The 26,997-nt window shown below is 63.2% G+C and carries 27 protein-coding genes; 19 read left to right on the top strand and 8 right to left on the bottom strand.

The genetic code is table 11. The features are described from left to right. Positions 1-46 precede the first annotated feature (46 nt). Entirely contained in the window at positions 47-1,723 is a 1,677-nt protein-coding gene (locus PGX04_RS22455) for a thiamine pyrophosphate-binding protein (RefSeq protein WP_273740536.1), read from the bottom strand. Positions 1,724-1,928: 205 nt separating this feature from the next. On the opposite strand from PGX04_RS22455, the gene PGX04_RS22450 reads away from it, so the two are divergent. From PGX04_RS22450 to PGX04_RS22425, 6 genes are all read left to right on the top strand, one after another. Beyond that, positions 1,929-3,137, top strand: a complete 1,209-nt coding sequence (locus PGX04_RS22450; protein ID WP_337959484.1) for a CaiB/BaiF CoA transferase family protein — start codon at positions 1,929-1,931, stop codon at positions 3,135-3,137. Positions 3,138-3,439: 302 nt separating this feature from the next. Continuing rightward, on the top strand, positions 3,440-5,134 hold the full coding sequence (locus PGX04_RS22445; protein ID WP_273740534.1) for an acetate--CoA ligase: 1,695 nt from the start codon (positions 3,440-3,442) through the stop codon (positions 5,132-5,134). Beyond that, positions 5,131-5,274, top strand: coding sequence for a hypothetical protein (locus PGX04_RS22440; RefSeq protein WP_273740533.1), 144 nt, complete (start codon positions 5,131-5,133; stop codon positions 5,272-5,274). The genes PGX04_RS22445 and PGX04_RS22440 overlap by 4 nt, the downstream gene beginning before the upstream one ends. Positions 5,275-5,287: 13 nt before the next feature. Next, entirely contained in the window at positions 5,288-5,446 is a 159-nt protein-coding gene (locus PGX04_RS22435) for a hypothetical protein (protein WP_273740532.1), read from the top strand. A gap of 31 nt (positions 5,447-5,477) precedes the next feature. Continuing rightward, on the top strand, positions 5,478-6,239 hold the full coding sequence (locus tag PGX04_RS22430; protein ID WP_273740531.1) for a citryl-CoA lyase: 762 nt from the start codon (positions 5,478-5,480) through the stop codon (positions 6,237-6,239). Continuing rightward, on the top strand, positions 6,239-7,153 hold the full coding sequence (locus PGX04_RS22425; RefSeq protein ID WP_273740530.1) for an SDR family NAD(P)-dependent oxidoreductase: 915 nt from the start codon (positions 6,239-6,241) through the stop codon (positions 7,151-7,153). Before PGX04_RS22430 ends, PGX04_RS22425 begins: the two co-directional genes overlap by 1 nt. A gap of 117 nt (positions 7,154-7,270) precedes the next feature. On the opposite strand, the gene PGX04_RS22420 is transcribed toward PGX04_RS22425, so the two are convergent. After that, positions 7,271-8,560 carry an acyl-CoA dehydrogenase family protein gene (locus PGX04_RS22420; protein WP_273740529.1) on the bottom strand — a complete coding sequence of 430 codons (1,290 nt, stop codon included), beginning with the start codon at positions 8,558-8,560 and terminating at the stop codon, positions 7,271-7,273. A gap of 245 nt (positions 8,561-8,805) precedes the next feature. Between PGX04_RS22420 and PGX04_RS22415 the strand changes: the two genes are divergently transcribed. The 4 genes from PGX04_RS22415 (at position 8,806) to PGX04_RS22400 (ending at position 13,508) form a co-directional block, all read left to right on the top strand. Next, complete coding sequence (locus PGX04_RS22415) at positions 8,806-8,985, top strand: hypothetical protein (RefSeq protein WP_273740528.1); 180 nt, start codon at positions 8,806-8,808, stop codon at positions 8,983-8,985. A 34-nt stretch (positions 8,986-9,019) separates the two neighbouring features. Continuing rightward, a complete protein-coding gene (locus tag PGX04_RS22410) occupies positions 9,020-10,186 on the top strand; it encodes an acyl-CoA dehydrogenase family protein (RefSeq protein ID WP_273740527.1) in 1,167 nt (388 codons plus the stop codon). 258 nt (positions 10,187-10,444) lie between these two features. Further along, entirely contained in the window at positions 10,445-11,488 is a 1,044-nt protein-coding gene (locus PGX04_RS22405) for a TAXI family TRAP transporter solute-binding subunit (protein ID WP_273740526.1), read from the top strand. Positions 11,489-11,513: 25 nt separating this feature from the next. Next, complete coding sequence (locus PGX04_RS22400) at positions 11,514-13,508, top strand: TRAP transporter permease (protein ID WP_273740525.1); 1,995 nt, start codon at positions 11,514-11,516, stop codon at positions 13,506-13,508. Positions 13,509-13,799: 291 nt separating this feature from the next. Here PGX04_RS22400 and PGX04_RS22395 read toward each other — a convergent pair whose 3' ends face one another. Next, positions 13,800-14,981: a CaiB/BaiF CoA transferase family protein gene (locus tag PGX04_RS22395; protein ID WP_273740524.1), complete on the bottom strand. Its 1,182-nt coding sequence runs from the start codon at positions 14,979-14,981 to the stop codon at positions 13,800-13,802. Positions 14,982-15,145: 164 nt separating this feature from the next. Between PGX04_RS22395 and PGX04_RS22390 the strand changes: the two genes are divergently transcribed. From PGX04_RS22390 to PGX04_RS22370, 5 genes are all read left to right on the top strand, one after another. Next, positions 15,146-15,592: a MaoC/PaaZ C-terminal domain-containing protein gene (locus PGX04_RS22390; protein WP_273740523.1), complete on the top strand. Its 447-nt coding sequence runs from the start codon at positions 15,146-15,148 to the stop codon at positions 15,590-15,592. Positions 15,593-15,713: 121 nt separating this feature from the next. Then, the gene (locus PGX04_RS22385; protein WP_273740522.1) at positions 15,714-16,862 is read left to right on the top strand and encodes a thiolase C-terminal domain-containing protein; all 1,149 of its coding nucleotides are present in this window, start codon (positions 15,714-15,716) and stop codon (positions 16,860-16,862) included. 1 nt (position 16,863) lies between these two features. Next, a complete protein-coding gene (locus tag PGX04_RS22380) occupies positions 16,864-17,265 on the top strand; it encodes a Zn-ribbon domain-containing OB-fold protein (RefSeq protein ID WP_273740521.1) in 402 nt (133 codons plus the stop codon). Between the two features lie 185 nt (positions 17,266-17,450). Next, positions 17,451-18,656 (top strand): CaiB/BaiF CoA transferase family protein, encoded by a 1,206-nt coding sequence (locus PGX04_RS22375; protein WP_273740520.1) that lies wholly within the window; start codon positions 17,451-17,453, stop codon positions 18,654-18,656. 153 nt (positions 18,657-18,809) lie between these two features. Next, positions 18,810-19,379: a carboxymuconolactone decarboxylase family protein gene (locus PGX04_RS22370; protein ID WP_273740519.1), complete on the top strand. Its 570-nt coding sequence runs from the start codon at positions 18,810-18,812 to the stop codon at positions 19,377-19,379. Positions 19,380-19,454: 75 nt separating this feature from the next. Here the strand turns inward: PGX04_RS22370 and PGX04_RS22365 are convergent, their stop codons facing one another. After that, positions 19,455-20,672 (bottom strand): CaiB/BaiF CoA transferase family protein, encoded by a 1,218-nt coding sequence (locus PGX04_RS22365; RefSeq protein ID WP_273740518.1) that lies wholly within the window; start codon positions 20,670-20,672, stop codon positions 19,455-19,457. Next, positions 20,659-20,919, bottom strand: coding sequence for an acyl-CoA dehydrogenase family protein (locus tag PGX04_RS22360; protein WP_273740517.1), 261 nt, complete (start codon positions 20,917-20,919; stop codon positions 20,659-20,661). Before PGX04_RS22360 ends, PGX04_RS22365 begins: the two co-directional genes overlap by 14 nt. Before the next feature lie 175 nt (positions 20,920-21,094). Between PGX04_RS22360 and PGX04_RS22355 the strand changes: the two genes are divergently transcribed. Continuing rightward, on the top strand, positions 21,095-21,889 hold the full coding sequence (locus PGX04_RS22355; RefSeq protein WP_273740516.1) for an enoyl-CoA hydratase/isomerase family protein: 795 nt from the start codon (positions 21,095-21,097) through the stop codon (positions 21,887-21,889). Between the two features lies 1 nt (position 21,890). Here the strand turns inward: PGX04_RS22355 and PGX04_RS22350 are convergent, their stop codons facing one another. Both PGX04_RS22350 and PGX04_RS22345 read right to left on the bottom strand, forming a co-directional pair. Next, a complete protein-coding gene (locus PGX04_RS22350; protein WP_273740515.1) occupies positions 21,891-22,661 on the bottom strand; it encodes an SDR family NAD(P)-dependent oxidoreductase in 771 nt (256 codons plus the stop codon). Positions 22,662-22,757: 96 nt separating this feature from the next. Continuing rightward, positions 22,758-23,576, bottom strand: a complete 819-nt coding sequence (locus PGX04_RS22345; RefSeq protein WP_273740514.1) for an enoyl-CoA hydratase/isomerase family protein — start codon at positions 23,574-23,576, stop codon at positions 22,758-22,760. Positions 23,577-23,776: 200 nt separating this feature from the next. Between PGX04_RS22345 and PGX04_RS22340 the strand changes: the two genes are divergently transcribed. Then, complete coding sequence (locus tag PGX04_RS22340; RefSeq protein WP_273740513.1) at positions 23,777-24,556, top strand: enoyl-CoA hydratase/isomerase family protein; 780 nt, start codon at positions 23,777-23,779, stop codon at positions 24,554-24,556. A 72-nt stretch (positions 24,557-24,628) separates the two neighbouring features. After that, a complete protein-coding gene (locus PGX04_RS22335; protein ID WP_273740512.1) occupies positions 24,629-25,087 on the top strand; it encodes a MaoC family dehydratase in 459 nt (152 codons plus the stop codon). A gap of 168 nt (positions 25,088-25,255) precedes the next feature. Here the strand turns inward: PGX04_RS22335 and PGX04_RS22330 are convergent, their stop codons facing one another. Next, the gene (locus tag PGX04_RS22330) at positions 25,256-26,425 is read right to left on the bottom strand and encodes an acyl-CoA dehydrogenase family protein (protein WP_273740511.1); all 1,170 of its coding nucleotides are present in this window, start codon (positions 26,423-26,425) and stop codon (positions 25,256-25,258) included. A 129-nt stretch (positions 26,426-26,554) separates the two neighbouring features. Here PGX04_RS22330 and PGX04_RS22325 point away from each other — a divergent pair. Beyond that, the coding region (locus PGX04_RS22325) for an enoyl-CoA hydratase/isomerase family protein (RefSeq protein ID WP_273740509.1) at positions 26,555-26,997 on the top strand (443 nt) is incomplete at its 3' end.

The raw sequence follows: 26,997 nt of genomic DNA, 5'->3' as shown, positions 1-26,997 counted from the left end.
ACGGTGAAGGCGGGACAGGTTCGACGATGCGTCGTTCGACATCCCGCTACATCTTGCTTCGATGGCGGACGGCGCTGTTCGTCTTGCAGTCGACGACGACCGGCCCGTCCGGTTGGTGGTCGAGAACGTCGCTGAGAGCGTCCAGATCGCCGCTCGAGCGAACGGTGTAGCCGTCCGCGCCGAGCGACCGTGCGACGTCTGCGATGTCGGGTGCCTCCAGGAGAGCGACGTCGGCGTACTTGTTGGCGGTTTGCAGACTGTGATACTCCGTTCCGAGCGCGCTGTCGCTCATCACGACGATCGTCACAGGTATCTCGTGGCGGACGGCGGTGTCCACCTCCTGAAGCGCCATCATGAATCCCGCATCGCCGCAGATCGTGACGGGAGTGCGGTCACCCGAGTTCAACGCTGCCCCGATCCCGTGGGAGAGTCCCTGCCCGATCGCCGCGAAGTCGAGCGTCCAGTGGAAATCGGCCGGTTCCGGCGTCGAAACCCCGTCGAGGACCCACCGGGAAAAGTGCCCACCGTCGCTGACGACCACCCGGTTTTCGGGCAGGATGCGATCGAGACCTCGGACCAGCTCACGCGGATCGATTCGCCCCTCCTGTTCGGGGAACTCGCCCTCGTCCAGCGCCGGCGTGTCCGCGATCCGATTCCGGAACCGATCGGTCCAGAACTCGCCGCTTCGGTCGATTCCGTGCGCCTCTAGCTGCGCGGTCAACGCGTCGACCGTCAGCCGGGCGTCCCCTCGGACGCCGAGATCGACGGACTCGTACCGACCGATTGCGCTCGGGTCCGCATCGACGTGGACGACTTTGGTCTCGTCCTCGATGAGGTGTCCGGAATCCGTCGTATACGGGTTCAGGCTACAGCCGACCGCCAGCACGAAGTCGCTTTCGTGCAGGTGTTCGTTCGCGATGTTGCTCCCGAAATCGCCGACGACCCCGAGCGAGAACGGATGATCGTCGAAGTAGCCTCGAGCCTGCAGGGTGGTGGCGAGCACGGCGTTCGTCCGCTCAGCGAACGACTCGATCGCCTCCTTCGCGTCCGCCTCGATCGCGCCGCGACCGGCGACGACCATCGGGATTTTGGTCGCGTCCGAATCGAGGTACAGGTCGACGGCCGCATCGATCGCGTCGTCGTCGGGGTGGAGTCGAGCGTTCGATGTCGCAGCATTCGTCGCCGTCGCCGATCGATTTCGGTCGATCTCGACGTCGGAATCGGGAAGTTCGCCGTCCAGTACGTCCCACGGAACCTGTACCGCTATCGGCCCCTCTCCGACTCGGAGGCTCCGGAAGGCCTCCTCGAGCGTCGGAAGCAGTGTTTCGGGGCTTCGAGCGGAACGGACGGTGCCGACCGTCGACTCCAGGAAGGATTCCTGTTCGAAGTCCTTGATATCGTAGGTGTCGGACACGGACATCTCCGGAACGATGACGAGCAGCTTCGACCCCTTCTTCCGAGCCGTGACGAGCGAGGTGCCGGTCTGTGCGACGGCGGGCCCTCGACCGATGAGACAGACGCCAACGTCGTCACCCGCCCGCGAGTAGCCGTCGGCCATCGCGACGGCACCCTGCTCGTGGCGCGTGTGGACGACGCCCATCTCTCCGCTCCACTGCTCGTGTACCGTCGAAAGCGTGCGCATCGTATCCTCGCTCATCAGCGCGAACAGCGTCTCGACTCCCTCCTCGTTGAACAGCCTGATGACTGCTTCGTGGACTTTCATAGTCTTCTCCTCGATACTAGGTTCCCACCGTTATCGTAGTACCGGTGAACGCGGTCCGTCCCGACTCGACCGGGATGACAGTCGTCGCGTCGCCGGTGTGCTCGAGCGTGGGAGCAGCCGTCAGTGACGCGTGAATTACCGGCCCGCAGTACGAACGCGGACGACGAGCCCGCCGGGACGAACGCGACGAAGCGTCCGCGACCGAATGTTTATATACTCATCTATGCGACTACTTCGCATGCAACCGTTAGGAGACATAAATGTGATAGATTTCACTCAATCGATCGCCGGGCCGGTTTGCACGCAGATGCTCGGTGAGATGGGTGCGGAAGTGATCAAGGTCGAGCCGCCGAGCGGAGATGCCTTTCGGCCCCTGATGAAAGGGAGCCTCTTTTCCGCGTACAATAACGGGAAGAAGAGCATCTGCGTCGATCTGAAGACCGACGAGGGACAGGAGCTCCTCACGGACCTCGCCGCGAAAGCCGACGTGTTGATCGAGAGCTTCCGTCCGGGCGTCCTGGACGAGTACGGCCTGGACTACGACTCCATCTCCGCGGACAATCCGGACATCGTCTACTGCTCGTTGTCGGGGTACGGACAGACGGGACCGAACCGCAGCTTTCCGGGATACGATCCGTGTATTCAGGCGATGTCGGGTCTGATGGCGACGACGGGCTACCCGGACCAACCGCCCGTCCGAATCCGCTCGAGCCTGATCGACTGCGGCACCGGGACCAACGCCGCCTTCGCGGTCATGGCCGCGATCCGCGAGCGAGATAAGACGGGCGAGGGTGATCACATCGACGTCTCGCTGTTCGACGTCGGAATCTCCTGGATGTCCTACTGGATCGCCAACTACGACACGACGGGTGAAGTCCCGGAACGAAACGGCGAGCTGGGAATCGGAAGCGCACCCAACGGGCTCTTCGAGGCATCGGACGGATACGTGTATCTGATTACGATGACCCAGACCATGTTCGAACGGCTCTGTAAGGCCGTGAATCGGTCCGATCTGCTCGACAGAGCCGAGTATCAAACGATGGACGATCGGATCGAACACCGTCCGACGTTGCGGGAGGAGCTACACGAGGCGTTCGCCTCGTACACCGCCGAGGAACTCGAGCAGCTCCTGTTAGAGGCGCGCGTTCCCGCGGCCGCGGTGCGATCGATCGACGAGGTCGTCGAACTGTCGCATCTCGAGGCGCGATCCATGCTCACCGAATCGTACAACCCGGAAGTGGACGAACCGGTCGACATCGCGGCCCTCCCGTTCACGTTCGAGTCCGACGGCGAACGGCCCGGATACAGCAGCCCACCGCCGACGAAGGGTGAGCACACGACGGAAGTGCTCGAGCAGTTCGCGTATTCCGACGAACGGATCGAAACCCTCCGAATCAACGGCATTATCGAGTAATCGCTCCGGCACAAAGTCCGCGACGAAACGGCGAGCGAGCGCGGTCCGCTCTCCGTCAGCGGCCGCACCGATGCGACAGTACCGATCGGACATCACCGACGAGCGGTCACCGACGAAACCGGCGGTCTTCCTCAATAAGCGGTGTTCGGACCCGGCTGAGACCTAGTTTTATGCGCTGTTGTGTGAAATGGTACCACGATGATCCCGTTCGACCCTGTCGAGGAGAGACAACTGCTGGAGACGCCCCCGGGTGGGTTCACCGAGATTCGACTCGAGACGATCGCGTCGGAGGTGGGCCCCTAATGACCGGGAACGCGTCCGATCTCCGACAGCTGGAACCGGGTCGCTACGACGCCGTCTACGAGTCGTTCGAGTGGGAGATTCCGGAGACGTACAACATGGCGGAGGCCGTCTGCGATCGGTGGGCGACCGATCGGTCCGCCGTGGCTCTCTACTGGGAGAACGCCGCTGGCGATGCGGAGTCATACACGTTCCACGAACTCTCTCGGCTATCGAATCGGTGCGCGAACGCGTTTCGCGACCGCGGGATCGACCGCGAGGATATCGTCGCGATCTTCCTCCCGACGCTTCCCGAATCCCTGATCGTGACGCTGGCCGGTCACAAGCTCGGTGCGATCAACATGCCGCTGTATCACCTGTTCGCGCCCGACGGGATCGCGGATCGCCTGCGGGACGCATCACCCGAACTCATCGTCACCGACGAGTGCGGCCTCGAGAAACTCGCGGAAATAGACGCTCCCGAGTCGCTCGATGTCGTCGTCGTTCGGGGCGACGACGGGCACGGAGTCGCTTCCGACGATGGATCAGAGACCGATACCGGACCCGCTCTCGACGACCGGCCGATTCCGTTCGCGGAGCTGCTCGCCGATCGCTCGAGTTCGTTCGATCCCGTCGAGACGTCGCCGGCCGATCCGGCGCAGCTGTTCTACACGTCCGGAACGACCGGCGATCCGAAAGGCGTCCTCCACGCCCACCGGTACGCCCTGGGACACCGGTACGTCGGCCAGTACATGCGCGACTTCCACGAGACCGATCTCCTCTGGCACTCGGGAGACCTCGCCTGGGCGGGCGGCTTCGCGAACCTGCTCGAGGCGTGGACGCTCGGGATGCCCATCGTGAAGTACGACGGCAAGTTCGATCCGGAGCGGGCGCTGGCGTTACTCGAGGCCTACGGCGTGACGATCTTCGTCACTGCGCCGACGGCCCTCCGGCAGATGATGGATCTGCCCCGCGAGACCATCGATTCGTACGATCTCTCCCTTCGCGTCGTTTCGGCGGGCGGAGAGCGCGTCACGCCCGATATGCTCGAGTGGGCCGAGGAGCGCTTCGACGCGTTCGGGACGCTCGGCTACGGGCAGACCGAGTGTTACAGCGTCGGATATCCGCCCCTCGGCGACGAGCGAGCGGAGAAGCTCGGCGCGCTCGGCAAGCCGCTGCCGGGCTGCGAGGTGACGATCCTCGACGACGACGGGAACGAACTCCCCGCGGGCGAGGCGGGCGAACTGGCGGTCGCGACGGACGACAACCCGACCATGTCTCTCGAATACTTCGACAGACCGGCGGAGACGGAGGCCGTCAGAGAGGGCCGGTGGCATCGGACCGGCGATTCGGCGAGAATCGACGACGACGGTTACGTCTGGTACCTCGGCCGGAGGGACGACATGATCATCAGTTCCGGCTATCGGATCAGTCCGGCGGAAGTCGAATCCAGCCTGAACGCCCATCCGGCGGTAAAGGAGGCGGCGGTCGTCGGCGTTCCCGACGCCGAGCGGACGAACATCGTCAAAGCCGTCCTCGAGCCGGCGGCGGGCGTCCGACCGTCCGGCGACCTGGTCGAAGAGCTTCAGGAACACGTTAAATCGAATCTGGCCCGCTTCCAGTATCCCCGCGAGATCGAGTTCGTCGACGACCTGCCGAAGACGATAACCGGCAAGATAAAACGAAACCGGCTCCGAGACGGCGGCGAGGCGCAATGACTGACGAACCCGTTCTTCTGAACGTGACCAGCGGTCCGGCACGCGTCGAGTTGAACCGCCCGGACAAGTACAACGCGCTGAACGACGCCCTGGTCGAGCGTCTGTCGGACGTCCTCGAAACTGGTCGAGCGCGATCCTGACGTCCACTGCGTCGTGTTGTCGGGCGCCGGCAGTGCGTTCTGTGCAGGCGGCGACATCGGTCGGATGAAAGGCTGTCACGAACGGAACGTCATACTCCAGTCGCCTCGAGACCACCGCGAAGGCGTCGACGCGTTCTTCGAGGACCGCGACCCGGAGTTCCGCGGGGAGTAGATATAAGCCGCAGTTCGGAGACGCTCTTCGCATGGGTGAGAAACCCTTGCAAACATCGATAGCGACGTCGGACGAGCAGCGTATCACCGTCAGAGGGGCGGATCTCACGGAGGAGCTGATGGGAACCCTCGATTTCGGCGAGTTCTTCTACTTCCAGCTGACGGGCGAGATGCCGACCGACTCGGAGTCTCGAGTGTTCAACACGCTCCTGGTCACGGTCGTCGAACACGGAATCACTCCGAGCGTGATCGCGGCGCGGCTCACGTACGACTCCGCGCCGGAGGCGGTACAGGGTGCGGTCGCGAGCGGTCTGCTCGGCGCGGGAAAGACGTTCCTCGGATCGATGCAGGACGTCGCGGAAATGGTTCAGGACGGCGTCTCGCGGATCGACGACGGCGAGCCGAGCGATGCCGTTGCACGCGATATCGTCGCCGCGCACGATCGCTTGCCGGGATTCGGACACCCCGAACACGACCCGACCGACCCGCGGACCGAGCGAATCTTCGACATCCTCGAGGCCGAAGGGATGGACGGTCCATACCTCGAGTTTATCCACGACGTTCAGGACGCGGCCGAAGAGCAGTTCGGGTCCCGTCCGCTGATCAATGCGACGGGAGCGATCGGCGTCGGAGTGTCCGAACTCGGTCTCGATCCGCTCGTCGCTCGCGGAATCGCGCTGGTCTCTCGTTCGGCGGGACTCGTGGGCCACCTCAACGAGGAGGCCCGTGAGCCGATGGCCCGCGGCATCTGGGACGTCGTCGAGGAGAACGTCGACTACCGGGGTGAGCCGTGATGATCGACGGCAAGGTGGTCATCGTTACCGGCGGTGCCAGCGGCCTCGGGCGCGAAACGGCGGTTCAGATGGCCGAGCTGGGAGCGAGCGTCGTCGTCAGCGACCTCGGTTCGGAGCCCCACGGCGAGGGGGCGAACGAGGAACCGCTTCGCGACGTCGTCGACGAAATCACCGAGGACGGCGGCGAGGCGACGGCGAGTTTTGGAGACATCACGGACTACGAGTACGTCGGCTCGCTCGTCGAGGAAACGGTCGCGGCGTACGGTCGCATCGACGGCGCGGTCAACTACGCCGGCTTCCTTCGGGATGACATGCTGTTCAATATGGACCCGGAAGACTGGAGCGCGGTGACGGATGTCCACCTTACCGGTCACTTCAACCTCATTCACCATCTGGGAAGTCACTGGCGCCAGCGCAGCAATTCCGAGGGCCTCGAGACCCAACGCTCGTTCGTTTCGGTGTCGTCGGCGTCGTCCAGAGGGAGTCCCGCACAGCTCAACTACTCCGCGGCGAAGGCGGGCGTGCTCGGGCTCACTCGAACGGCCGCCCGCGAACTCCATCAGTACAACGTCCGCGTCAACGCGATGATGCCGGCAGCGATCACCAGAATGCTCGATGCGAACGTTCCGGACGACGTTCTCGAGCGACTGCCGCGAGACGAACTGGGCCCCGAAAAGGTGGTCGCGTTGCCCATCGTGTTGCTGTCCGACGACGCGACCGATGTCACCGGGTGGACGTTCGCGATCGGCGGCGATACCGTCTTCACCGTCACCGATCCCGAACTGGATCGATCACTGACGACCGAACGGGGCTGGAGTCCGTCCGCCCTCGCGGCCGAGTTTGACGACCTGCTCGAGGGAGCGCCGCGGTCGAAGACCGAACCCGGTGGCCTGTTGAACGAGATCGTCGAGTGACAGGACAGTGTGACTCGATGAGTCGGCGCTTCGGCGTCACGTTTGACAGCCCACGGCTTCCCCGTGCGAGCGATGCGATCGATCGTTGCGATTCGGCTGCGGTGTGATCGATCGCTGCTACTCGTCCGCGATCTGTGCCGGCTGCTCGTCTTCGTTCAACCAGGGGAGCCCCTCGCGTTCGTTGCCGACGAGCTCGGCGTCGAACTCCTCGTCCAGAAGCAGTTTGTAGGCGTCGTGTTGGACGACGCTCTTCATGACCTCGGTCGCACCGCCCATGAACCTGCCAGCGCGGACGTCGCGCTGGGTCTGCTCGACCGGATACGACGTGGTCGTCCCGATTCCGCCCATGATCTGGATACAGGTGTCGGCGATTTCGTGGGCCAGTTCGTTACCGAGCCATTTCGCCATCGCGCTCTCCATCCGGCCGGCGGAGACGCCGCGATCGTCCATAATCCGGGCTGCACGGGTGTTGAGAAGGTACGCCCCGTCGAGCTTCGTCACCATCTCGGCGACCTTGTGGTTGACGGCCTGGTACCGCGAGACCGGCCGTTCGTTGACCTCTCGGTTGGCGGTGTAGTTGGCGGCGATCTCGAGTGCTTGCTGACTCGCCCCGAGACAGTAGCGGGCGACGGTCAGGTGTTCGAGGTTGAGCTCGTCGGTGATGTACGACCACGCCTCGCCCTCGTTTCCGACGAGGTTTGCCTCGGGCACGCGGACGTCGTCGAACCGCATCCACGACGCTCCGGTTCCCCGGAAGCCGTGCCAATCGGACTGATCCTGAAGGAGTTCGATACCGTCGGTATCGCGATCGATCACGATGATCGAGACACCCTCGCGGTCGCCGTCGTCACCACTCGTACGCACGGGCGTGAAGTAGAAGTCGGCGTAGGGCGCGAAGTCGATGAATCGCTTCTCGCCGTTGATCACCCACTCGTCCCCGTCCTTCTCGGCGTCGGTCTCGAGATGGGCGAGATCGGTCCCGCTCCGGGGTTCCGTGTAGGCCTGCGCCACGACGAGGTCGCCCGCGGCCATCGGCTCGAGATAGGCCTCCCTGATGTGTTGATTCCCGTGTTCGTACATCGTGCGCCCGACGTGTTGCGTCAGCGACGTCTGGCAGGCGTGGACGATATTGCCGCAGTAGCCGATCGCCTGTTCGGCCAGCACCGTCTCGATGATCGTCCCGCCCGGACCGCCGTGCGCTTCGGGAACCGAGATCGCGTTGAAGCCGGCGTCCCCCATTCGGCTGACGTACTCCTGCCACTCCTCGCGAGAGCCGTCGTTCTCGTCGAGCGCCCGGAAGTGGTCGTGTCCGAGCCCGTCGACGAACACCTCGGTCTCGAGGGTGGTTATCGCGTCGGCCAGATACGTCTCTTCCTCGTCCGTCAGGACTGTGTCTTCCCCGATCATAGCGGATAGCTCAACGGACACGAGCGACGACCATAAGTGTTGCAATAAATACTATAAACGAGTATCTGGAATAATACGAGGGGAAGAGAATGAGGAGCAGGCATCGTTCGACGGGGAACTCATCTGCGCTCGAATCGGCGGTCGAAACGCGACCTGTCAACTTACGTGAGAAACGCTTATATCTGGATATGTGAATTGGTACCACGGTTAGCCGGAAATGACCCGAAGCCGAGTTACCATGACCGATGACCGCTGGCGGATTTCCGGAAGCGAAGCTGACCTCGAGCCTGTCCGGAGTCCTCGAGGAGTTCACCGAGACGGATGGGCGAGAATACGAAGCGGTAGACGAGTTCCCAGCCGCGCTCCGGGACTGCCCACAGGCAGGGCGGATGGACCGTTTTAACCGCATCCGGGAGACGGGCTAGCGGTTTGATATAGCGTCGTAGAGAAAACACAGCCATGGACTTCGAGTATTCCGAGGAGCAGCAACTGATTCGGCGATCGGTCGCCGAGCTGATGAGCGACTACGATCGCGAGTACTGGCGGATCCACGACATCGACCACGAATTCCCGTGGTCGTTCTGGACGGACGCCGCTCGGGCAGGGTGGGTGAGTATGACGCTCCCGGAAGCCGACGGCGGCTCCGACTCGAGCCTACAGGACGCCGCGATCATGTTGAAGCAGATGGCGGAGTCGAACGCCGGCCTCGTTCCGGTCCTTCCGATCGCGCGGACGATGTTCGTCGGGGAAGTACTCGCGAACTACACGAACGAGCGACAGCGCGAGTTGTTCCTCGAGGACATCGTTACGGGCGAGTCGATTCCGGCCTTCGCGATCACCGAACCCGGCGCAGGGTTCGACGCGCTCCGGATGAAGACACGCGCGACGGAAACCGATTCCGGGTGGGAACTGAACGGAGAGAAAGTCTTCATCTCCGGTGCCGATATCGCGGATCACGTTCTCGTCGTCGCGAGGACGGCCTCGAGGGACGAAGCGAACCCAAGCCGGGGAATTTCCCTGTTCATGGTTCCGACCGACGCGGACGGCGTGACGATAACGCCTATCGACAAAGTCGCGATACGGACGGAGACGACGACACAGTTTTTCCTGGACGATGTCGAGGTCGCTGCGGATCACCTCATCGGCGAACGCGGACGCGGCTGGTACCACGTCCTCGATCTCCTGAACGTCGAGCGAATTACCCTTTCGGCCGGTCTCGCCGGCGCCGCCGAGCTCGCGATCAAACTTGCGTCGGAGTACGCCGCCGAACGCGAAGTGTTCGACCGACCGATCGGAAAGAACCAGGCCATTCAGCTCCCGCTCGCCGAGGCGAAGGTAAATTCCACGGGTGCATGGCTACAGGTCTTGCGGGCGGCTGACATCTACGACCGCGACGGCAGCGATGTCGGGATCGCTGCGAATTCGGCAAAAGTCGCGACATCGAACGCCGCATACGAGGCGGCGAACCACGGAATGCAGACGTTTGGCGGCTGGTCGGTGACCGAGGAGTACGATATCAATCGATTGTGGCGGGATGCTCGCTTTTTCCAGATCGGCCCCGTCTCCAACGAGCTGGCGAAGACCTTCATCGCCGAGCGAGAACTGGGGCTGCCGAAGTCCTACTGATGGTCGGACAGTGGAGACGAACGACTGTCAGTAAGTTCCGACGCAGCCGCGACCCCATGCGGGTGCGCCGGGGCACAGTGACAGCAGACCGTCTGAGTCTCTTCTCCCGCATTTCACTCGGACGAAGTAACTCAAAATCGGCCGACGGGTGGTGCCGTTCGGCTGAGGAGGTCGTTGATTTCTCATCGGTCCAGTTCTATTCTCGTGGAATATGCATGATATATACAGATAAGTATATACGGGTTGGATTGGGTTATCATGACACGGATGTCGTACAACAGACGGCGCTTTATGGCGGCCGCAGGTGTAGCGGGGTTAGCAGGGTTAGCGGGCTGTATCGGTGGCGGAAACGGTGACAGTAGCGTTGAGAGTGACACCACCGATTGGAGTTTCGGGATTACGCGGGAGGGGACGATCGGGTATATAAAAGCCAGCGGGTGGGCCCAGCTTTTCGAGAACGCAGACACGGATATCACCCTGACCCTCAATACGACTGGTGGATCGGAAGAGGCGTACAGGCTCTGTGCCGCGGGTGAGAACCACATCACTCGGGGGACGAGTGCGATGGGGATGGCCTCTTACAACGAGGAGAGTCGACCGGGTGCCCAGTTCGGCGGTGACAACACCATTCCGACCGTCCCACAACAGGTCATGGCGATCGCCGATATCCGCCCGTTCTGGGTGACGATGGACGATAGCATCCAATCGATCGATGACTTAGCGGGAAAGACCGTTCACAACGGCGCTGCCGGGTCCCGCTTCGTCGGTGCGATTCCCTTCGACAGCGTCGGGCTCTACGAAGACATCGAGCTCACCCAGGGCGATTGGTCGGACGTTCCCTTCGCGCTCGAGGAAGGTCGAGTCGATGCCGCATACACGTACGTGATGGCGAGCGGGACGTCGCTTCCCGGGTGGGCCGAACAGCTGAACAGTATGGACAGCCTGCGAGTCCTCGAGTTCAGCGACGACCAGCTTTCGACGATCGAAGAGGACCCGTACCTCAACGTCACCGAGGTGCCGGTCAACGAGGCCTTCGGGTTCGAAACGAACATCGACACAGTCCAATCGCCGACGGCGCCGTACCAGTGGTACGTTCACCCGGACCTCAGCAACGATCTCGTCAAGGAGTTCTGTGAGATATCGTTCAGCAACGTAGACGAGATACAGGAGGTCCACGACGCGCTCGGACTGTTCAACGAAGAGTACGCGGTAGAGGGGCTCACGCAGTCGCCGGTCCATCCGGGTGCGGTCGAGTGGTACCAGGAAAACGATCTCTGGAACGAAGACCTGATCGAAGGATAAGTGGCAGTCCCTTCACTCTCCAATTATGTCGAACACATCCTCCGATCAGGGACTGAGTTTAGAAGAGAAAGGGGACCAGTTACCGGCACTGAATTTTACTCTCGAGAACGCGCAGTGGCTGTTACTCACCCTCAGCGCACTCGTCTTCTCGGTCTATCACGTCGCGTACGGGTATACGTATCTCGTAAATAGCGACCAGCATACCATCATCTCGCTGTGCCTGTCGGTGTTTTTGATGGTCCAGCTGGTCGAAGCCGACCTGGATGCGGTCACCGGTAAGGTGCTGTTCGTCGCGAAGGTAGCCACGTCAGCGTTGCTGCTCTACATCACGTACTATTTCGTGACGACGTACTCCGAGATGTTGTCACGGATCCTCAACTACACGCAGATGGAGTACATGTTCGCGCTCACATTAATCGTATTAATACTCCTCTTCACGTACCTCAGATACGGGTTCTTCGTCTCCGGAATCGTCGTTCTGTCGGTCGGATACGCGATGTTCGGTTCGTACATTCCCGGGACGTTCGGTCACAGCAGCATCTCACTCGCTCGAGTCCTCGAGCGATCCTCCCTCGTGTTCGACATCGGACTCTTCGGATTCCTCCCCGGCGTCGGCGCGCAGTGGATCGTCATCTTCCTCGTCTACGCGAGTCTCCTGATCGAGTTCGGTGCGCTGCAACTGGCCATCGACTTCGGGAGACGGATGAACAAACACCTGCAGTCCGGCGTGCCGCAACTGGCGGTCGTGACGAGTTTCGTCATGGGGTCGATCTCGGGCAGTGCAGCGGCCAACACCGCGACGACGGGTGCCGTGACGATTCCGCTGATGAAGAGTTACGGGATGGACGGCGAGACCGCTGCGGCCATCGAATCGAACGCCTCGTCGGGCGGCCAGGTCCTTCCTCCGATCATGGGGGCCTCGGCGTTCGTCATGGCCTCCTTCCTGAATATCAGCTACCTCGACGTCGTCGTGGGGGCGTTGCTCCCGGCGATCATCTTTTACCTCACCGTGTCGATTACCGTCTACTACGTCAGTAAAGGGTACGATCTCAATAATTCGGACGCAGACGAGGAGCAGATCCTGGAGACGACACAAGCAGCGAACCAACCGTGGTACGTCTACTTGCCCCTGCTCGCGTCCGTACTGATCCTCATCTACGATCTCGGAATCCGCCAGACGGGACCGCTTACCGCTGGCTTCCACTCGGTCATCTCCCTCATCGGACTCCAGCTCGTCTGGAACATGATCCTCATGAGCGACCGACGAACTGCGCTCCGAGATTACGGTCGTAACTTGCTGGTCGGCCTCCAGAAGGGTGCGATAGCCAGCGCGGAGATCATGGTCGTCCTCGGCGCGATCGCGATCTTCGTCAGTATGCTCGGCAGCGGAAACATCGTACAGGAACTGTCGTTCCTCATGTTGGGTCTCTCGGGAGAACTCCTCTTCCCGCTGCTCCTCGTGGCGATGATCCTGTCGATCATGTTCGGCCTGGGGATGCCGACCGTCGCCGCGTACGTCGTCGTCGTGGTGTTCGTCGCGCCGGCCGTCGGGGACCTCGGCATCTCGGTGTTCAACACGCACCTGTTCGTGTTCTACTTCGCGATCCTGTCCGCGATCACGCCACCGGTCGCACTCGCGGCCGTTATCGCCAGCGGCATCGCCGAAGCCGATTTCACCCAGGTAGCGAAGAAGGCGATGATCATGGGAGCGCCGCTGTTCATCCTCCCGTACACGATCATCTACCACCCGAGCATCGCTCAGTGGGGCAGTGATACACCGTTGACGTTCATCTACCTGCTCGTAACGTTCATCGCGATCGTCACCATCATCCACTTCGACATCGACTACAACAAGTACGTCTCCGGCGGCATCAAAGCCGTCGGAGTGGGCGTACTGGTCGCCATCATGTTCTGGGGAACGTCCACCATCCAGATGGGGGGATTCGTTCTGGCGGTCCTCGTTGTCGTCGCGTTCCATTATCTGGAACGTCAGGAGTCAGCAACGGCCACTCCCGCCTGAGGATCCTTCTTTTTTCGAGTACGGATCATCGGATACGTCCGCCGGAGTACTGCGAGACGAACGCGTCGACCGTCCGTCGATCGACAGTACTCCGTCGACAGTGATCCGTGCCGATTCGCACGGAGCGGTCTCTCCCGTTCCGATCGTGTCTCGAGGAAACGAATCGACAGCATCGCGAGCGGAGTGCGGCCGTTTCCGAGGCGACTCGAGCCGATCTCTCGGCCAGTGATCGGGGGTATACTCGTTTCAAACGGCGGCCGATGAACGGGCAGCACCGTTGGCGAGACCGAACTACGCTGATTCTCCCAGGACACCCGCAGCCAGTAGCTCGGTGATCGTCTCCTCATCGTAGCCGTTCTCGCCGAGGACGGCTCGCGTGTGTTCGCCGTTTCGCGGCGGCGACGATGCGGGCTCGAGCGAGCGATCGGCGAAGCGAAACGGCATTCGCGTCGTCCGACACTCGGTCTCGAGGTGCTGATTGTACGTCTCGACGAACAGGCCCCGGTGGTCGGCGTGGGGGTCGTCGTCGACCAGTTCGTCGATGGACTGAAGCGGTCCGACGGGAACGCCGGACTCGGCCAGCGATTCGACGAGTTCCCGACGGTCGAACTCACCGAACTCGGACTCGAGTTCCGCCCGAAGAACGTCGCGGTTCTCCCATCGGTCCTCGGCGGTCCCGAAGCGCTCGTCCTCGAGCAGGTCCGGCCGCTCGAGGGTATCACAGAGTCGGCCGTACAGTTTCTCCGAGGCCGTCGCGAGGTAAAACGGCTGTCCGTCTCCGGCCTCGAAAATACCGTACGGTGCCATCCCGTGGAGACCTGCCCCAGCGCGTTCGGGGAGTTCGTCGGTCGACGTATAGTGGGCGACCCAGTACCCCATCCACGTCGTGGCGACGTCAAACAACGAGAGGTCGATGTGGGTCCCGCTCTCCGATCCGTCGCCGATCAACCCGCCCATGACGAGCATCGCGCCGGTCAGCCCGGTCGAGTAATCGATCGCACTCGTTCCGACTCGAACCGGGTCGCCGTCGGTGGGACCGGTGACGCTCATGAGGCCGGACATCGCCTGTGCGACCGGGTCGTAGGCCGGATACTCCTCGTACGGTCCGTCCTGCCCGAACCCGGTGATCGAGCAGTAGACGATATCGTCGTTTGCCGCGCTGAGATCCTCGTATCCGAGGCCGAAGCGCTCCATCACCCCCGGTCGGAAGCTCTCGACGACGACGTCCGCGTCGGCCGCGAGGTCGCGAGCGATCGCCCGTCCCGGCTCGCTTTTCAGATCGAGACTGATACTTCGCTTTCCGCGGTTGCACGACGCGAACATCGATCCCTCGATAAGAGGCCTGAAGGCGTCTCCTTCGGGCGGTTCGACCTTCACAACGTTTGCTCCCAGGACGGCCAGCGACTGGGTACAGATGGGGCCAGCGATCGACTGGGTAAAGTCAAGCACGTCAATTCCTCTCAGTGGTTGCATGCGAACGATTCGATCCACGTGACGCAATGGGTTATCACTTCTTACTCGTCAGTATCACTTCGGCCGCAGCCCATCGCACAGTGACGGGCGACGGAACAGTCGCACCAAGGTTTAAACAGTCACACCAAGGTCTATACCCTCTCCCCGCGAGAGTCGACGCGTAGATGAGCGGCAAATACTTCGAGGAATTCGAGATCGGAGAAACGTTCGAATCGAGAACCCGGACGATCACCGAGGCCGACGTGACGTCCTTCGCGGGTCTCTCGGGTGACTACAACGAGATACACGTCAGCGAGGAGTACGCCGAGGAGACGATCTTCGGCTCTCGGATCGCCCACGGCCCGCTCGTGTTCAGTATCGGGCTCGGGCTGACGACGCAGATCGGCTACACGGAGGGGACCGTCGTCGGCCTCTACGGGATCGACAACATGCGGTTCCCGACCCCCGTTTTCCCGGGCGATACCGTTCGAACGGTCCAGGAAGTCACCGACCTCGAGGAGAAGGAGAAAGGCGGCGTCGTCACGCTCCGGACGACCGTTTCCAATCAGGACGACGACGTCTGTGTCGTCTGGGACCATCGGAAGATGGTCCAGTACGCCGACGACGAGTAACTGAGGGGATCGGCGGTGTCGCGACCACGGGTCGATCGGAACGACCGCTCTGGCCCCGTTTTTCGCGACCGAGGCGCTCGCTTCAACAAGAATTATGTAGATCTGTGGCGGGTACCAGTACATGGGTTCGACACAGCGGGTCGCAGTGACCGGTATCGGCGAATCGCCGATCGGGAAGACGCCGGATATGGACTCGATCAATCTCTACGCGAGCGCCTGTCTCGAGGCGGTCGACGACGCCGGCCTCGAGAAAGCGGATATCGACGGACTCGTCACCGGGTACTCGCTCGTCGATCCGAAGCTGATGCACAGCACGGTCGTCGCCGATTACCTGGGATTGAATCTCACGTACAACGAGAGCCTTCGACTCGGCGGGGCGACGCCGTTCGTCGGGGTCTGTCACGCTGCGAACGCCGTCCGACAGGGCCAGTGTGAAAACGTCGTCGTCGCGTTCGGTGACAATCGGCAAACGGGATTCGCGAAGGGCGACGACGGGGTCAGCAGCCTCGCGACGGAGGTCGGCCACCCCGAATTCGAGAACCCGTTCGGGCCGCTGGTGCCGTCGATGTACGCGCTGCTCGCACAGAAGCACATGGCGACGTACGGAACGACCGCGGAAGAGCTCGCGACGGTCGCGGTCGCCTGCCGCGAACACGCGTCGATGCGCGGGGCCGGACAGCACACCGAACCGATCGACGTCGACGACGTCCTCTCCTCGGGGCTGATTTCGTCGCCGCTGCACAAACTCGAGTGCGCGTTGATCAGCGACTGTGCCGGTGCCGTCGTCGTTTCCTCGGCCGATGCGGCCGCGGAGACGCGAGCCCCGGTCGAGCTGACCGGGTACGGGGAGGGACACGGGTCGGAGTACATCCACCGACGCGACGACTTGCTGGAGACACCAGCGGCAGCGAGCGGGACGACGGCGTTCGAGATGGCCGATCGAACCCCCGACGACGTCGACGTCGCGCAGTTGTACGACTGCTTTACGATCACGCCGCTCCTCCTCCTCGAGGATCTCGGCTTCTGCGAGAACGGCGAAAGCGGCTCGTTCGTCCGCGAGCGGGGGATCACGACCGACGGCGAACTACCGGTGAACACGCACGGCGGGGAACTCTCCTACGCCGGCGCGGGCGTCTTCCACATTCTCGAGGCCGCACGGCAGATCAGAGGGGACGCCGCGGAGACGCAGGTGGACGCCGACCTCGCGCTCGCTCACGGCGTCGGCGGCGTCCTGTCTACGAACGCGACGCTGCTCATGGAGGCGTGGTGAAATGGCCGACAAACCCGTTCCGACGCCGTCGGAAGACACGACCCGATTCTGGGACGCCTGCAACGACGGGCGGTTCGTCGTCCAGCGATGTACCGACTGCGGACACGAGCGATTCTACCCGGCGGCCGCCTGCCCGAACTGCTGGCACACGGCGTCCGAAGAAGTCGAACTGGACGGGAGCGGAACCGTCGAATCGTTCACCGTCGTCCACCGCGCTCCGACGGAGGCGTTCGAGGGGGAGACGCCGTACGTCGTCGCGCTCGTCGCGATGGGGGCCGACGTGACGGTGATGGCGAACGTCCTCGCCCAGCCGGCGGACGTCTCCGTCGGCGACTCGGTAGAGCTGCTCTGGGAGGAACGCGGCGACCAGCAGCTGTACCAGTTCGAACTCGCGGAGCGATAGCCGACGCTTCTTTTCGGATACAGGCTTGCTTCCTCTCGGACACAGGTTTCCGCCGGCAGTGACGTGGCCGATCGGATATCCCGACCAGCCGTCTATCCGCCCACCCGTCGGTATCACGGGTCCGACTCGACGACCAGTAGGTGTCGTTCCCAAACACTTACCCCAGATCAAGAGTAGGGACAGGTATGGAGGCAGCGAAGTCCCCTGAAACGGACGTGTTACCACTGGACGGAATCACCGTCGTCGATCTGACCCAGGTCGCAGCCGGTCCGTTCGCGACGATGGCCCTCGGCGACCTCGGCGCGGAAGTGATCAAGATCGAAGCGGTCGGACGCGGCGATCGGAGTCGGGACATTCAGCCCACGCCCGCCTACTTCGATACCCTGAATCGGAACAAGTACAGCGTCGCCATCGACCTCAAGAGCGACGCGGGGCAGGAAGCGGCCCAACGGCTCGTCGCCGACGCCGACGTGTTCATCGAGAGCACGAAACCGGGACGCGCCGACTCGTTCGGACTCGGGTACGAGACCGTGGCCGAACTGAATCCACAACTCATCTACTGTTCGATCTCCGGATTCGGCCGCGACAGCCCGTACGAAGACCTACCGGCGTGGGACATGCTGATCCAGGGAATGAGCGGGATCATGAGCATCACCGGCGAAGAAGGCGGGGAACCGCTGTGGTCGGGGCTTCCCAGCGGCGATCTCATCGCCGGTTCCTACGCCAGCCAGAGCGTTCTCGCCGCGCTGTACGCTCGAGAGCGAGGCCGCATCGACGGCGAGTGGATCGAGGTTCCCATGTTAGACGCCGCCATCACCTGGCTCACCGCTCGCGCCGGCTACACGTTCGGCTACGACGAGCCGTTCCCTCGCCTCGGCACGCACCACCCGTCGATCGTCCCCTTCGGAAAGTACGACTGCGCCGACGGGCCGATCATCATCGCAGCGGGGACGCCGGACTTCTGGCGCGGCTTCTGCCGGGCGCTCGAGCGCCCGGAACTGCTCGAAGACGATCGGTTCGCCACGATGGACGACCGGGTCGAAAACCGGAAGGAACTGGACGACATCCTCGAACCGATTCTGGAATCGGAACCGATCGAGTACTGGCTCGATCGGCTTCACGCGGAGACCGTCCCCGCCGGCCCGATTTACGATACGAAAACGGTCTGGGAGGACGAACACGTGAAACAGCGCGAACTCCATCAGATCATGGAACGCGACGACCGGGAGGACGCGGACGTGATCGATCAACCCGTCCACTTCGCCCAGCTCGGAACCCGACTCGAGGTCGCACCCCAGCAGTTGGGAGAGAGTACCGACTCGATCCTCGAGCGCCACGGCTACTCGGCGGACGAACTCTCCCAGCTTCGCGAGGACGGCGTCATCCAGTAGTGGACCGGGACCGGAACCGGGCCGTAGCGAGGTGACGGGGACCCGCAGCCATTCCGGAAGTGACAGACACGGACCCGCGTCCGTCCCTGGCATCAACCGGCCCTCTCCCGGTCGGGACCGAAGAACTAAGTCGATTTGCGGCCCCTCTCAGATATGGCTCGCATCCCGCTCCCGCGACAGTCGGATCTCCCGGCGGAGTATCAGTATCTCCTGAGCGAAGACGCGCTCGGCGAACTCGAATTGCTGCAGGCGATCGGATCCAACCCGCCCGTTCTCCAGACGTACATGCGCCACGGGACCGCGCTGTGGGAACACGCCGGCCTCGCCTCGCGGGACGTCGAGCTGGTTATTCTGGCCATCGCTCGAGAACTGGAAAACGAGTACGAGTGGCACCAGCACGTCGGACTCGCTCGAGACGTCGGCGTCGAGCACGAGGAGATCAGAGCGATCGGCACCGACCGCGTCGACGAGTTCGACCCCGCGGATAGCGCGTTGCTCGAGTACGCGAAACTCGCCGCGAGACGGGCGGTCGACGACGAGGCACACGAGGAGATCGGCGACCACTTCGACGACGAGACGATCGCGGGTATCGCGTCGCTGGTCGGCCACTACCTCGGCACTGCCGTCGTCATCGACGCGCTCTCGTTGCGTCCGGAGACCGCGTTCGTCGGCTGGGAGCCCGACGACGAGACGATCGAGACGTACGATCGCGACGATGAGTAGGTCGTAACTCTCGATCGACGGCACGCGTTCACCGCTGGAACTGCTCGTCCGATTCAGTCCTCGGACGACCCCGCCTCACTCGTTATTCGCCGACTCGTCGCCGAACGCGCCGTTCGCCTCGAGTTCGGCGTACCGATCGCTCAGCCCGAGCGATTCGAAAACGGCCGCCGTGTTTTCGCCGAGCTTCGGAGGGTCTCGGCGGTGCGAGACGCCGATGTCAGTCCCCGCCAACGGCGTGAGTATCGCCTGAACCGTTTCGTCGTCGTCCGACTGGGTCTCCACGAGGAGGTCCAGTGCAGTCAGGTGCGGATCGTCGAGCAGTTCCGACGGATGATTGACGGGAGCCGCCGGGACGCCCGCATCTAGTAGTGCGTCGACTACCGTCGACCGGTCCCGACCGCGAAGTGTCTCCTGAATCGAATCGTAGAGAACGTCGTCGTTCTCCTGTCGGCCCTCGTTCGTCTCGAAGCGCTCGTCCGCGAGCAACTCCGGTGCGTCGATGGCCTCGCAAAACGCCGGCCAGTGGCGTTCGGTGATGACGCCGGCAAAGAGCCACTCGTCCGGTTCGGTCTCGAACACGTCGTAGAGACCGAACGCGGGATGGGAGGAGCCGAGCGGCGGATGGTCGCCGAAGAGCTGCGCGAAGATCGTCCAGTAGTGGCTCCAGTGGGAGGCCGTTTCGAAGAGCCCGGCGTCGATCTTCTGACCCGTCCCGGTCGTTTCGCGCATCCACAGCGCCAGCATCGCCCCGAACGCACCGTAGACGCCGGTTCCGATGTCGATCACCGACGTTCCCGCTCGAAGCGGCTTTCCGCCCGGCTGGCCGGTCATTCGCATCATCCCCGACATGGCCTGGCCGACGACGTCCATACCTGGCCGGTCCTCGTACGGGCCGCCCTGCAGGAAGCCGGCGATGGAGACGTAAATCAGGTCGTCGCGCTCGTCGCTGAGCGCGTCGTACCCGATACCCAGTCGTTCGGTGACGCCGGGTCGGAGGTTCTCGACGACGATGTCGGCCGCCGCGACGAGTTCGTGGTAGGCCTCGCGTCCGGCGTCGCTCTGGAGATTGATCGTCGCGCTGCGTTTGTTCCGGTTGAGCGCGGTAAAGATCGCGTCGCCGGAGTCGCCGGACTGGCGAATCACGTCGCCGGTTCCGGGCCGTTCGACCTTGATCACTTCGGCACCGAGATCGCCGAGCATGAGTCCGGTGAAGGGTGCCGCGACGAGGTTGCCGAGTTCGACGACGGTGATGCCGGACAGCGGGAGTCGCGCTGCTGACTCAGTGGTTGTCATGGTGTGCGTGTCTGTATCGTACGAGGTGGTTCATCACCTGTTCGATCATATCGCCGCCCTGCCCGCCGTACTCCTCCGGGACGAGCAACCCGATCCAGTCGTTTTCGACGACGCCGTCGTAGATCCGGTGTGGGTACTCCCGGTTCGCGTAGCACTTCCGGCAGTACTCGACGCCGATCTTCTCGTCCATGAACTCGTGGACGATATCCCGCCACATCCGGAGGGAGGGGGTGGTATCAATTATCACGGTGTACCGTTCTGCGACCGGACCCATATCTGTTACGCCGCCGTCGGTGTGCGTCACGACTCACCGCGACGCGGGACAGTGCACGAGCACCTCTCGAGTTCGAGACGACGGCCCGGTAGGACAGCGACCGCGATCGAGGGAAAACGTTATTCCCCGACGTTCCGTGGACTCTCTCATGTCCGATGACGTAGTTACTGCCACGGTTACGGAAGGAGTCGGTCGCATGCGAATCGAACGGCCGGAGAGTCTGAACGCGTTCACCCCTCGCGTCCTCGAGGAGTTACACGACGCGATTCGGTCGTTCGAGGCGGACGACGACGTCCGTGCGATCCTGTTCACGGCCGCCGGTGACAGGGCGTTCTGCGCCGGAGTCGACCTCGGCGACGAAGGCGGGCTCTCGGAATCGACGCCGGAGGCGCTGGATACCGTCCACCGAGCACAGCGCGTGCTCAAGGCGCTCCGACGCGCGCCGCTTCCCGTCGTCGGCGGCGTCAACGGCTACGCGATGGGAGCGGGGATGGATCTCGCGCTGGGCTGTGACATCCGAGTGGTCCGAGCCGACGCCGAGCTGAGCCAATCGTACGTGAACGTGGGGCTGTCGCCGGGGGACGGCGGCGCGTACATGCTTCCCCGTCTCGTCGGCGAAGAGGTCGCCAAGGACCTGATCTTCTCCGGTCGTCGCATCTCCGGGACGGAGGCCAAGGAACTGGGAATCGCCTCGACGGTCGTCGATGGAGACGCCGAGCGCACTCGAGAGGTCGCCTTCGACCGGGCCCGCGAGCTGGCGGACGGGCCCACCGTAGCGCTCGGGAACGCGAAACAGCTCGTCAACGAGGCCCACGACATCAACATGGAGACGGGGCTCGAGCACGCGATCGAGGCGCTCGGCGAGTGTCGCGAAACGGACGACCACGCGGAGGCCATCGCCGCGTTCGACGAGAAACGAGAACCCGAGTTCCGGGGCGAGTAACCTACCCGACCATCGTGAGCCCGCCGGAGACGCTCAGCACCTGACCGGTGACGAACGCCGCGTCGTCCGACGCCATGAACGCGACGGCACCCGCGATGTCTTCCGGTTCGGCCATCCGTCCGAGGGGGATCTGGTCCGCCACGCTGCCGAGGATTTTGTCCCCCAGTTCGGAGTCCTCTCGCATCTCTGCGACGAGCGGCGTATCCGCGGGACCGGGCGCGATGACGTTGCAGTTCACGTCGTTTCGGGCCAGCTCCCGTGCGAGCGTCTTGGTGAACGCGATGACGCCGCCTTTACAGCCGGCGTACACCGCTTCGCCGGAACTCCCCACGCGTCCGGCGTCCGACGAGATGTTCACGATGGAGCCCTCAGTTCCCGACTCGACGAAGTGGTCGGCGACGGCCCGCGAACAGTTGATCTGTCCCGTGAGATTGATATCTATCAGGCGGTCCCAGATTTCGGGATCCTGGTCGACGAACCACTCGATGCGGTCCCAGCCGGCGTTGTTGACGAGCACGTCGACGCCGCCGAGTTCGTCGACCGCTTCCGAAACCATCTCTTCGACGGCGTCGACATCCATCACGTCGGCGATCCCGGTGACGGCCTCGCCGCCGTCCGCTTCGATCAACGAGACCGTTTCGTCGGCGTTCGCTTCGTCGATGTCGTTCACCACGACGACCGCGCCCTCCTCGGCGAGTCGCCGTGCGATACCGCGACCGATACCGCGGCCGCTCCCGGTGACGATGACGCGCTTGTCGCTGAGTCCACGCATGCTCTTCATCAATGACAACACACCGCATAACGATTGCGATCGAACGGGAACCCGACGCCGAAGATGCGTCGTTCGAACCCGAATACGGCCGCGGCGTCACTCCCCGTCCACGGGTTGCGATCCGGTGAACGATCGCGGGGTCTGGTCCTCCCTGTCGACGAACGCCTCGGCGCGGTCGCGGAACTCCTCGGAGTCCCAGACCGCGGCCGTCATGTCTCGAGCCATCTCCTGATTGACCATGCCGATGTTCGTCCAGGTCTTCATGATCGTCTTGATGGCGCGGTACGCCTGCGGGCTTTTGGTGGAGACGATATCGTTCGCGAGAGAGACCGCCTCGTCTCGAGCGGACCCGTCGTCGACGACGCGGTTGACCAGTCCCCACTCTTGCATCTGCGATGCGGGGTACATCTCCCCGAGCAGCAGCATCTCTCGCGCCCGTTTCTCACCGACGAGCAGCGGGAGCAGTTGCACGCCGCCGCCGGCGGCGGTCGAGCCGACGCCGACTTCGGGCTGCCCGAACCTGGCCGATTCGCCCGCGACGATCAGGTCACACCCCATCGCGAGTTCGTTGCCGCCCGCGGCGCAAATCCCTTCGATGGCGGCGACCGTGGGCTTGCCCGTGTCCCTGAGCACGTCGATCGTCTCGAAGTACTGACTCATCCAGCGCGTTCCCTCCTCGAACGCCATCTCGGTCAGGTCGCCGAGGTCGGCTCCCGAGCAGAAGACGTCACCGGTCGTCCCGAGGACGATCGCGTCGATCTCCGCGTCGCGGTCGGCCGCCATGAACGCGTCGTCTAACTCCTGGATCGTCCGGAGATCGAGCGTGTTGTGCTGGGCCTCGTTGTCGAGCGAGACGCGGGCGACGCTGTCGTTCGCCTCGGCCGTCGTCACCGATACCTTGTGAAATGATGACATACGATGGAGACCACGGTAGCCGTAGCAATAATTACTGTGTCCCGTTCGGTCGGGCGTCGGGAGGGTGCGGCCAGTACACGCTGCGATCACCCCTCGGGTCGCCCGAATGGGCCGACGACGCTGCGATCACCGTCCGTCCATCCACGACTCACGTGACCGCGGCACAAAGGTTAACGTCGGTCTCCCGTGAACTCGTGTGCATGGCCGTAACCCTCGAGCCCGATACCGACCTGAACAGCGTCGCCCATCTTCGACTGGACTTCGGCGACCTGAACCTGTTCTCTCCCGACGCGATCGTCACCCTCCGCGACCGGGTCGAATCCGTTCCCGACGACGTTTCCGTCCTCACTATCGGCCCCGATACCGACGACGGCGTCGGCGGACTGACCGCCGGCCTGAAACTCGACGAGGTGAAGGACTACTCCGTTTCCGAAGCGCGGGCGATGCTGACGAACCTGTACGAACTCATGCAAGGGGTCCGGAACCTCGACGCGGTCACCGTCTGTCGGTGCGGCGAGTACGCGCTCGGCGGCGGGCTCGAGCTCGCGATGTCGTGTGACTTTCGCGTCGCGACCGAGGACGCCGCGCTCGGGCTCCCGGAGATCGACGCGGGGCTCGTCACCGGTATCCAGGGCGGACTCCTCGTTCGACTGGTCGGCCTTCAGGCCGCAAAAGAGATCGTCTACACGGGCGAGCCGGTCTCCGGGCTGGAAGCCGAGGAACTTGGGTTAGTCAATCGGGCGGTCGCGCCCGAGGCGTACGACGAGACCGTCGCCGACCTCGTCGAGACGCTGGCGAGCAAGAGTCCGCGCATCATCCAGTGGCAGACGCAGGTCTTTCGGGCGCTCCGATCGAACGGCGTCGAATCGGGTATCGATCACAGCCTCGAGACGATCGCCGCCTGTTTCGACACGTACGATCAACAAGAGGCGATGGCAGCGTTCCTCGAGAACCGGGAGCCGGAGTTTCAGGGGCGGTAGGCGGTCCGGCGATTCGAATCCGACGACGGAAGCGCCGCTAGCTATTTATTGGTCGCTTTCGTCTCCCCGTCCATGCCGAAGCTATTCGAAGACTTGCACGAAGGAGAGACGTTCGAGAGCGGAACGCACACGGTGACGAAATCGGAGATCGTCTCGTTCGCGGAACAGTTCGATCCGCAGCCGTTTCACGTCGACGAAGCGGCGGCCGAGGACTCGATGTTCGGCGGGTTGGTCGCCAGCGGACTGCACACGCTCAGTCTCGCCACCCGGCTGACCGTCGACGACTGCCTCAGCGAAATCGAAAACATGGGCGGGAGCGGCATGGACGAACTTCGGTGGAACGCGCCGGTTCGTCCCGGCGACACGCTCACCGTCCGCGCGGAGATACTCGAGAAGACACCGAGCGACAGCCGCCCTGATCGCGGCTACGTCGACTTCAAGCGCCGGGTCTACAACGACGACGGAGACGAAGTGATGTCGGTCATCTCGCACAACATCGTTCGACGGCGTGCGGCCGACGAGGAGAGTTGAGCGTCCGTAAGCGGCGTTCTGCTATCGTTCACGGTGCTATACCGCTCGAGGCCTGTTGGCGCTCGAGGTTCTTCCCGCTCGAAGTCCTGTTACCGCTCGAGGACGGGAAACCAACCACACGACCGGCAGCACGTCATGCGCCGAAAAAACGCGGTCGCCGAAACCGACTCAGTAAGAGCGCGGGAGATCGAGGACGTGCTGTGCGATGTAGTTTTTGACCATCTCGTTCGAGATCGGTGCGAGCACGTTGATCATGACTTCGCGCCAGTATCGCTCCACGTCGTACTCCTTCGCGTACCCCATTCCGCCGTGAACCCGAACGGCGCGCTCGCAGGCCTCGATCGCGTCCTCGCTCGCGCGGAGTTTGACGGCGTTGGCCTCCGGCCCGGAATTCTTGTCGTTGTCGTACAGCCACGCGGCCTTCCGAATCATCAGTTCGGCCTGCGTCAGTTTGGTCCACGAGTCCGCGAGTGGATGTTGAATCGCCTGATAGGTGCCGATGGAGTTGTCGAAGACTTCGCGCTCTCTGGCGTACGATGCGGCCGTCTCGAGTGCGGCCTGTCCGGTCCCGACAGCGTTCGCAGCGATGCTGATCCGTTCTGAGTTCGCGAACGAGAGCAGGTATTTGAATCCCTTCCCTTCCTCACCGATTCGATCGGCGGCCGGAACGCGGAAGTCGTCGAACCAGACCTCGTTCGAATCCGCCGCACCGCGACCGGCCTTCGGTATCTCGCTCACGTCGACGCTGTCCATGTCCTTGTTGAACTCGGTGAAAAACAGCGTGAGGCCGCCGAACCGGTCGTTCGACTCGCGCGGTTGCGTCCGCACGAGGAGCATGATGACGTCCGCTTCCTGTGCCTTCGAGGTCCAGATCTTCTGGCCGTTCACGACGTATTCGTCGCCGTCTCGCTCCGCGAACGTCTCGATCTGCGACGTATCGGTCCCCGCGTTCGGTTCCGTGACGCCCGTACAGACCATGACCGATCCGTCGGCGATCTCCGGCAGGTACCGTTCCTTGTGGTCGTCCGATCCGTACTCCACCAGCGGCGCGGCGCTGAAGACGTGGTGTGACGTGATCGACGTGCCGGCCATCGCAGCGCCGGAGCGGGCGATCTCCTGCTGGATGATGCTCGCCTCCTGGACGCCGTACCCCTGTCCGCCGTACTCCTCCGGAATCGTGACGCCGCACCAGCCGCCGTCGGCGAACTCCTCGTAGAACTCCCACCCGAATTCGTGTTGCATGTCCTTTTCGCGCCAGTACTCGTCGCCGAACTGGTCGCAGAGGTCCTGAATCTCGCTTCTGATGAGTCGCTGCTCATCGCTGAGCTCGAAGTCCATACCAAGTGGTTTTCGGGAAGAAAACTTATAGGCACCGGTAGTCGGAATTTCGGCCGCTCGTCTCGCGGCTGCCAAGCCGTACTACTGCCAATGCTAACGACTAACTAGCGATCGGTCGTAGGGCCACTGATGTCCGAGAAGGTCTTGCTCGACGTTTCGGATCGAATAGCCACGCTGACCGTCAACAATCCGGATAAGCGGAACGCAATGGATCGGGAAACGCGGACCGCGCTTCGCGACCGTCTCAACGATATCGACGCGAACGACGGTATCAGGGTCGTCATCCTCCGGGGAAAGGGCGACTCGTACATCGCCGGCGGCGACATCGAGGCGTTCGCCGAGTTCGATCGGGTCGACGCGCTCGAGTACCTGACGAACTACGGCCAGGGACTGTACAACGACGTCGCGGATCTCACCAAGCCGACGATCGCCGCGATCGACGGCTACGCCTTCGGCGGCGGCCTCGAAGTCTCGCTCGCCTGTGATCTGCGCGTCGCGACGCCGGACGCAACGGTCGGGTTCCCGGAAGTCGGCCTCGGGATCCTCCCCGGCGGTGGCGGCACCCAGCGCCT

It is taken from the genome of Natrinema soli (assembly GCF_028618695.1).
The sequence above is the reverse complement of the archived record's forward strand: the minus strand, read 5'-3'. Positions and strand labels throughout refer to the sequence as shown.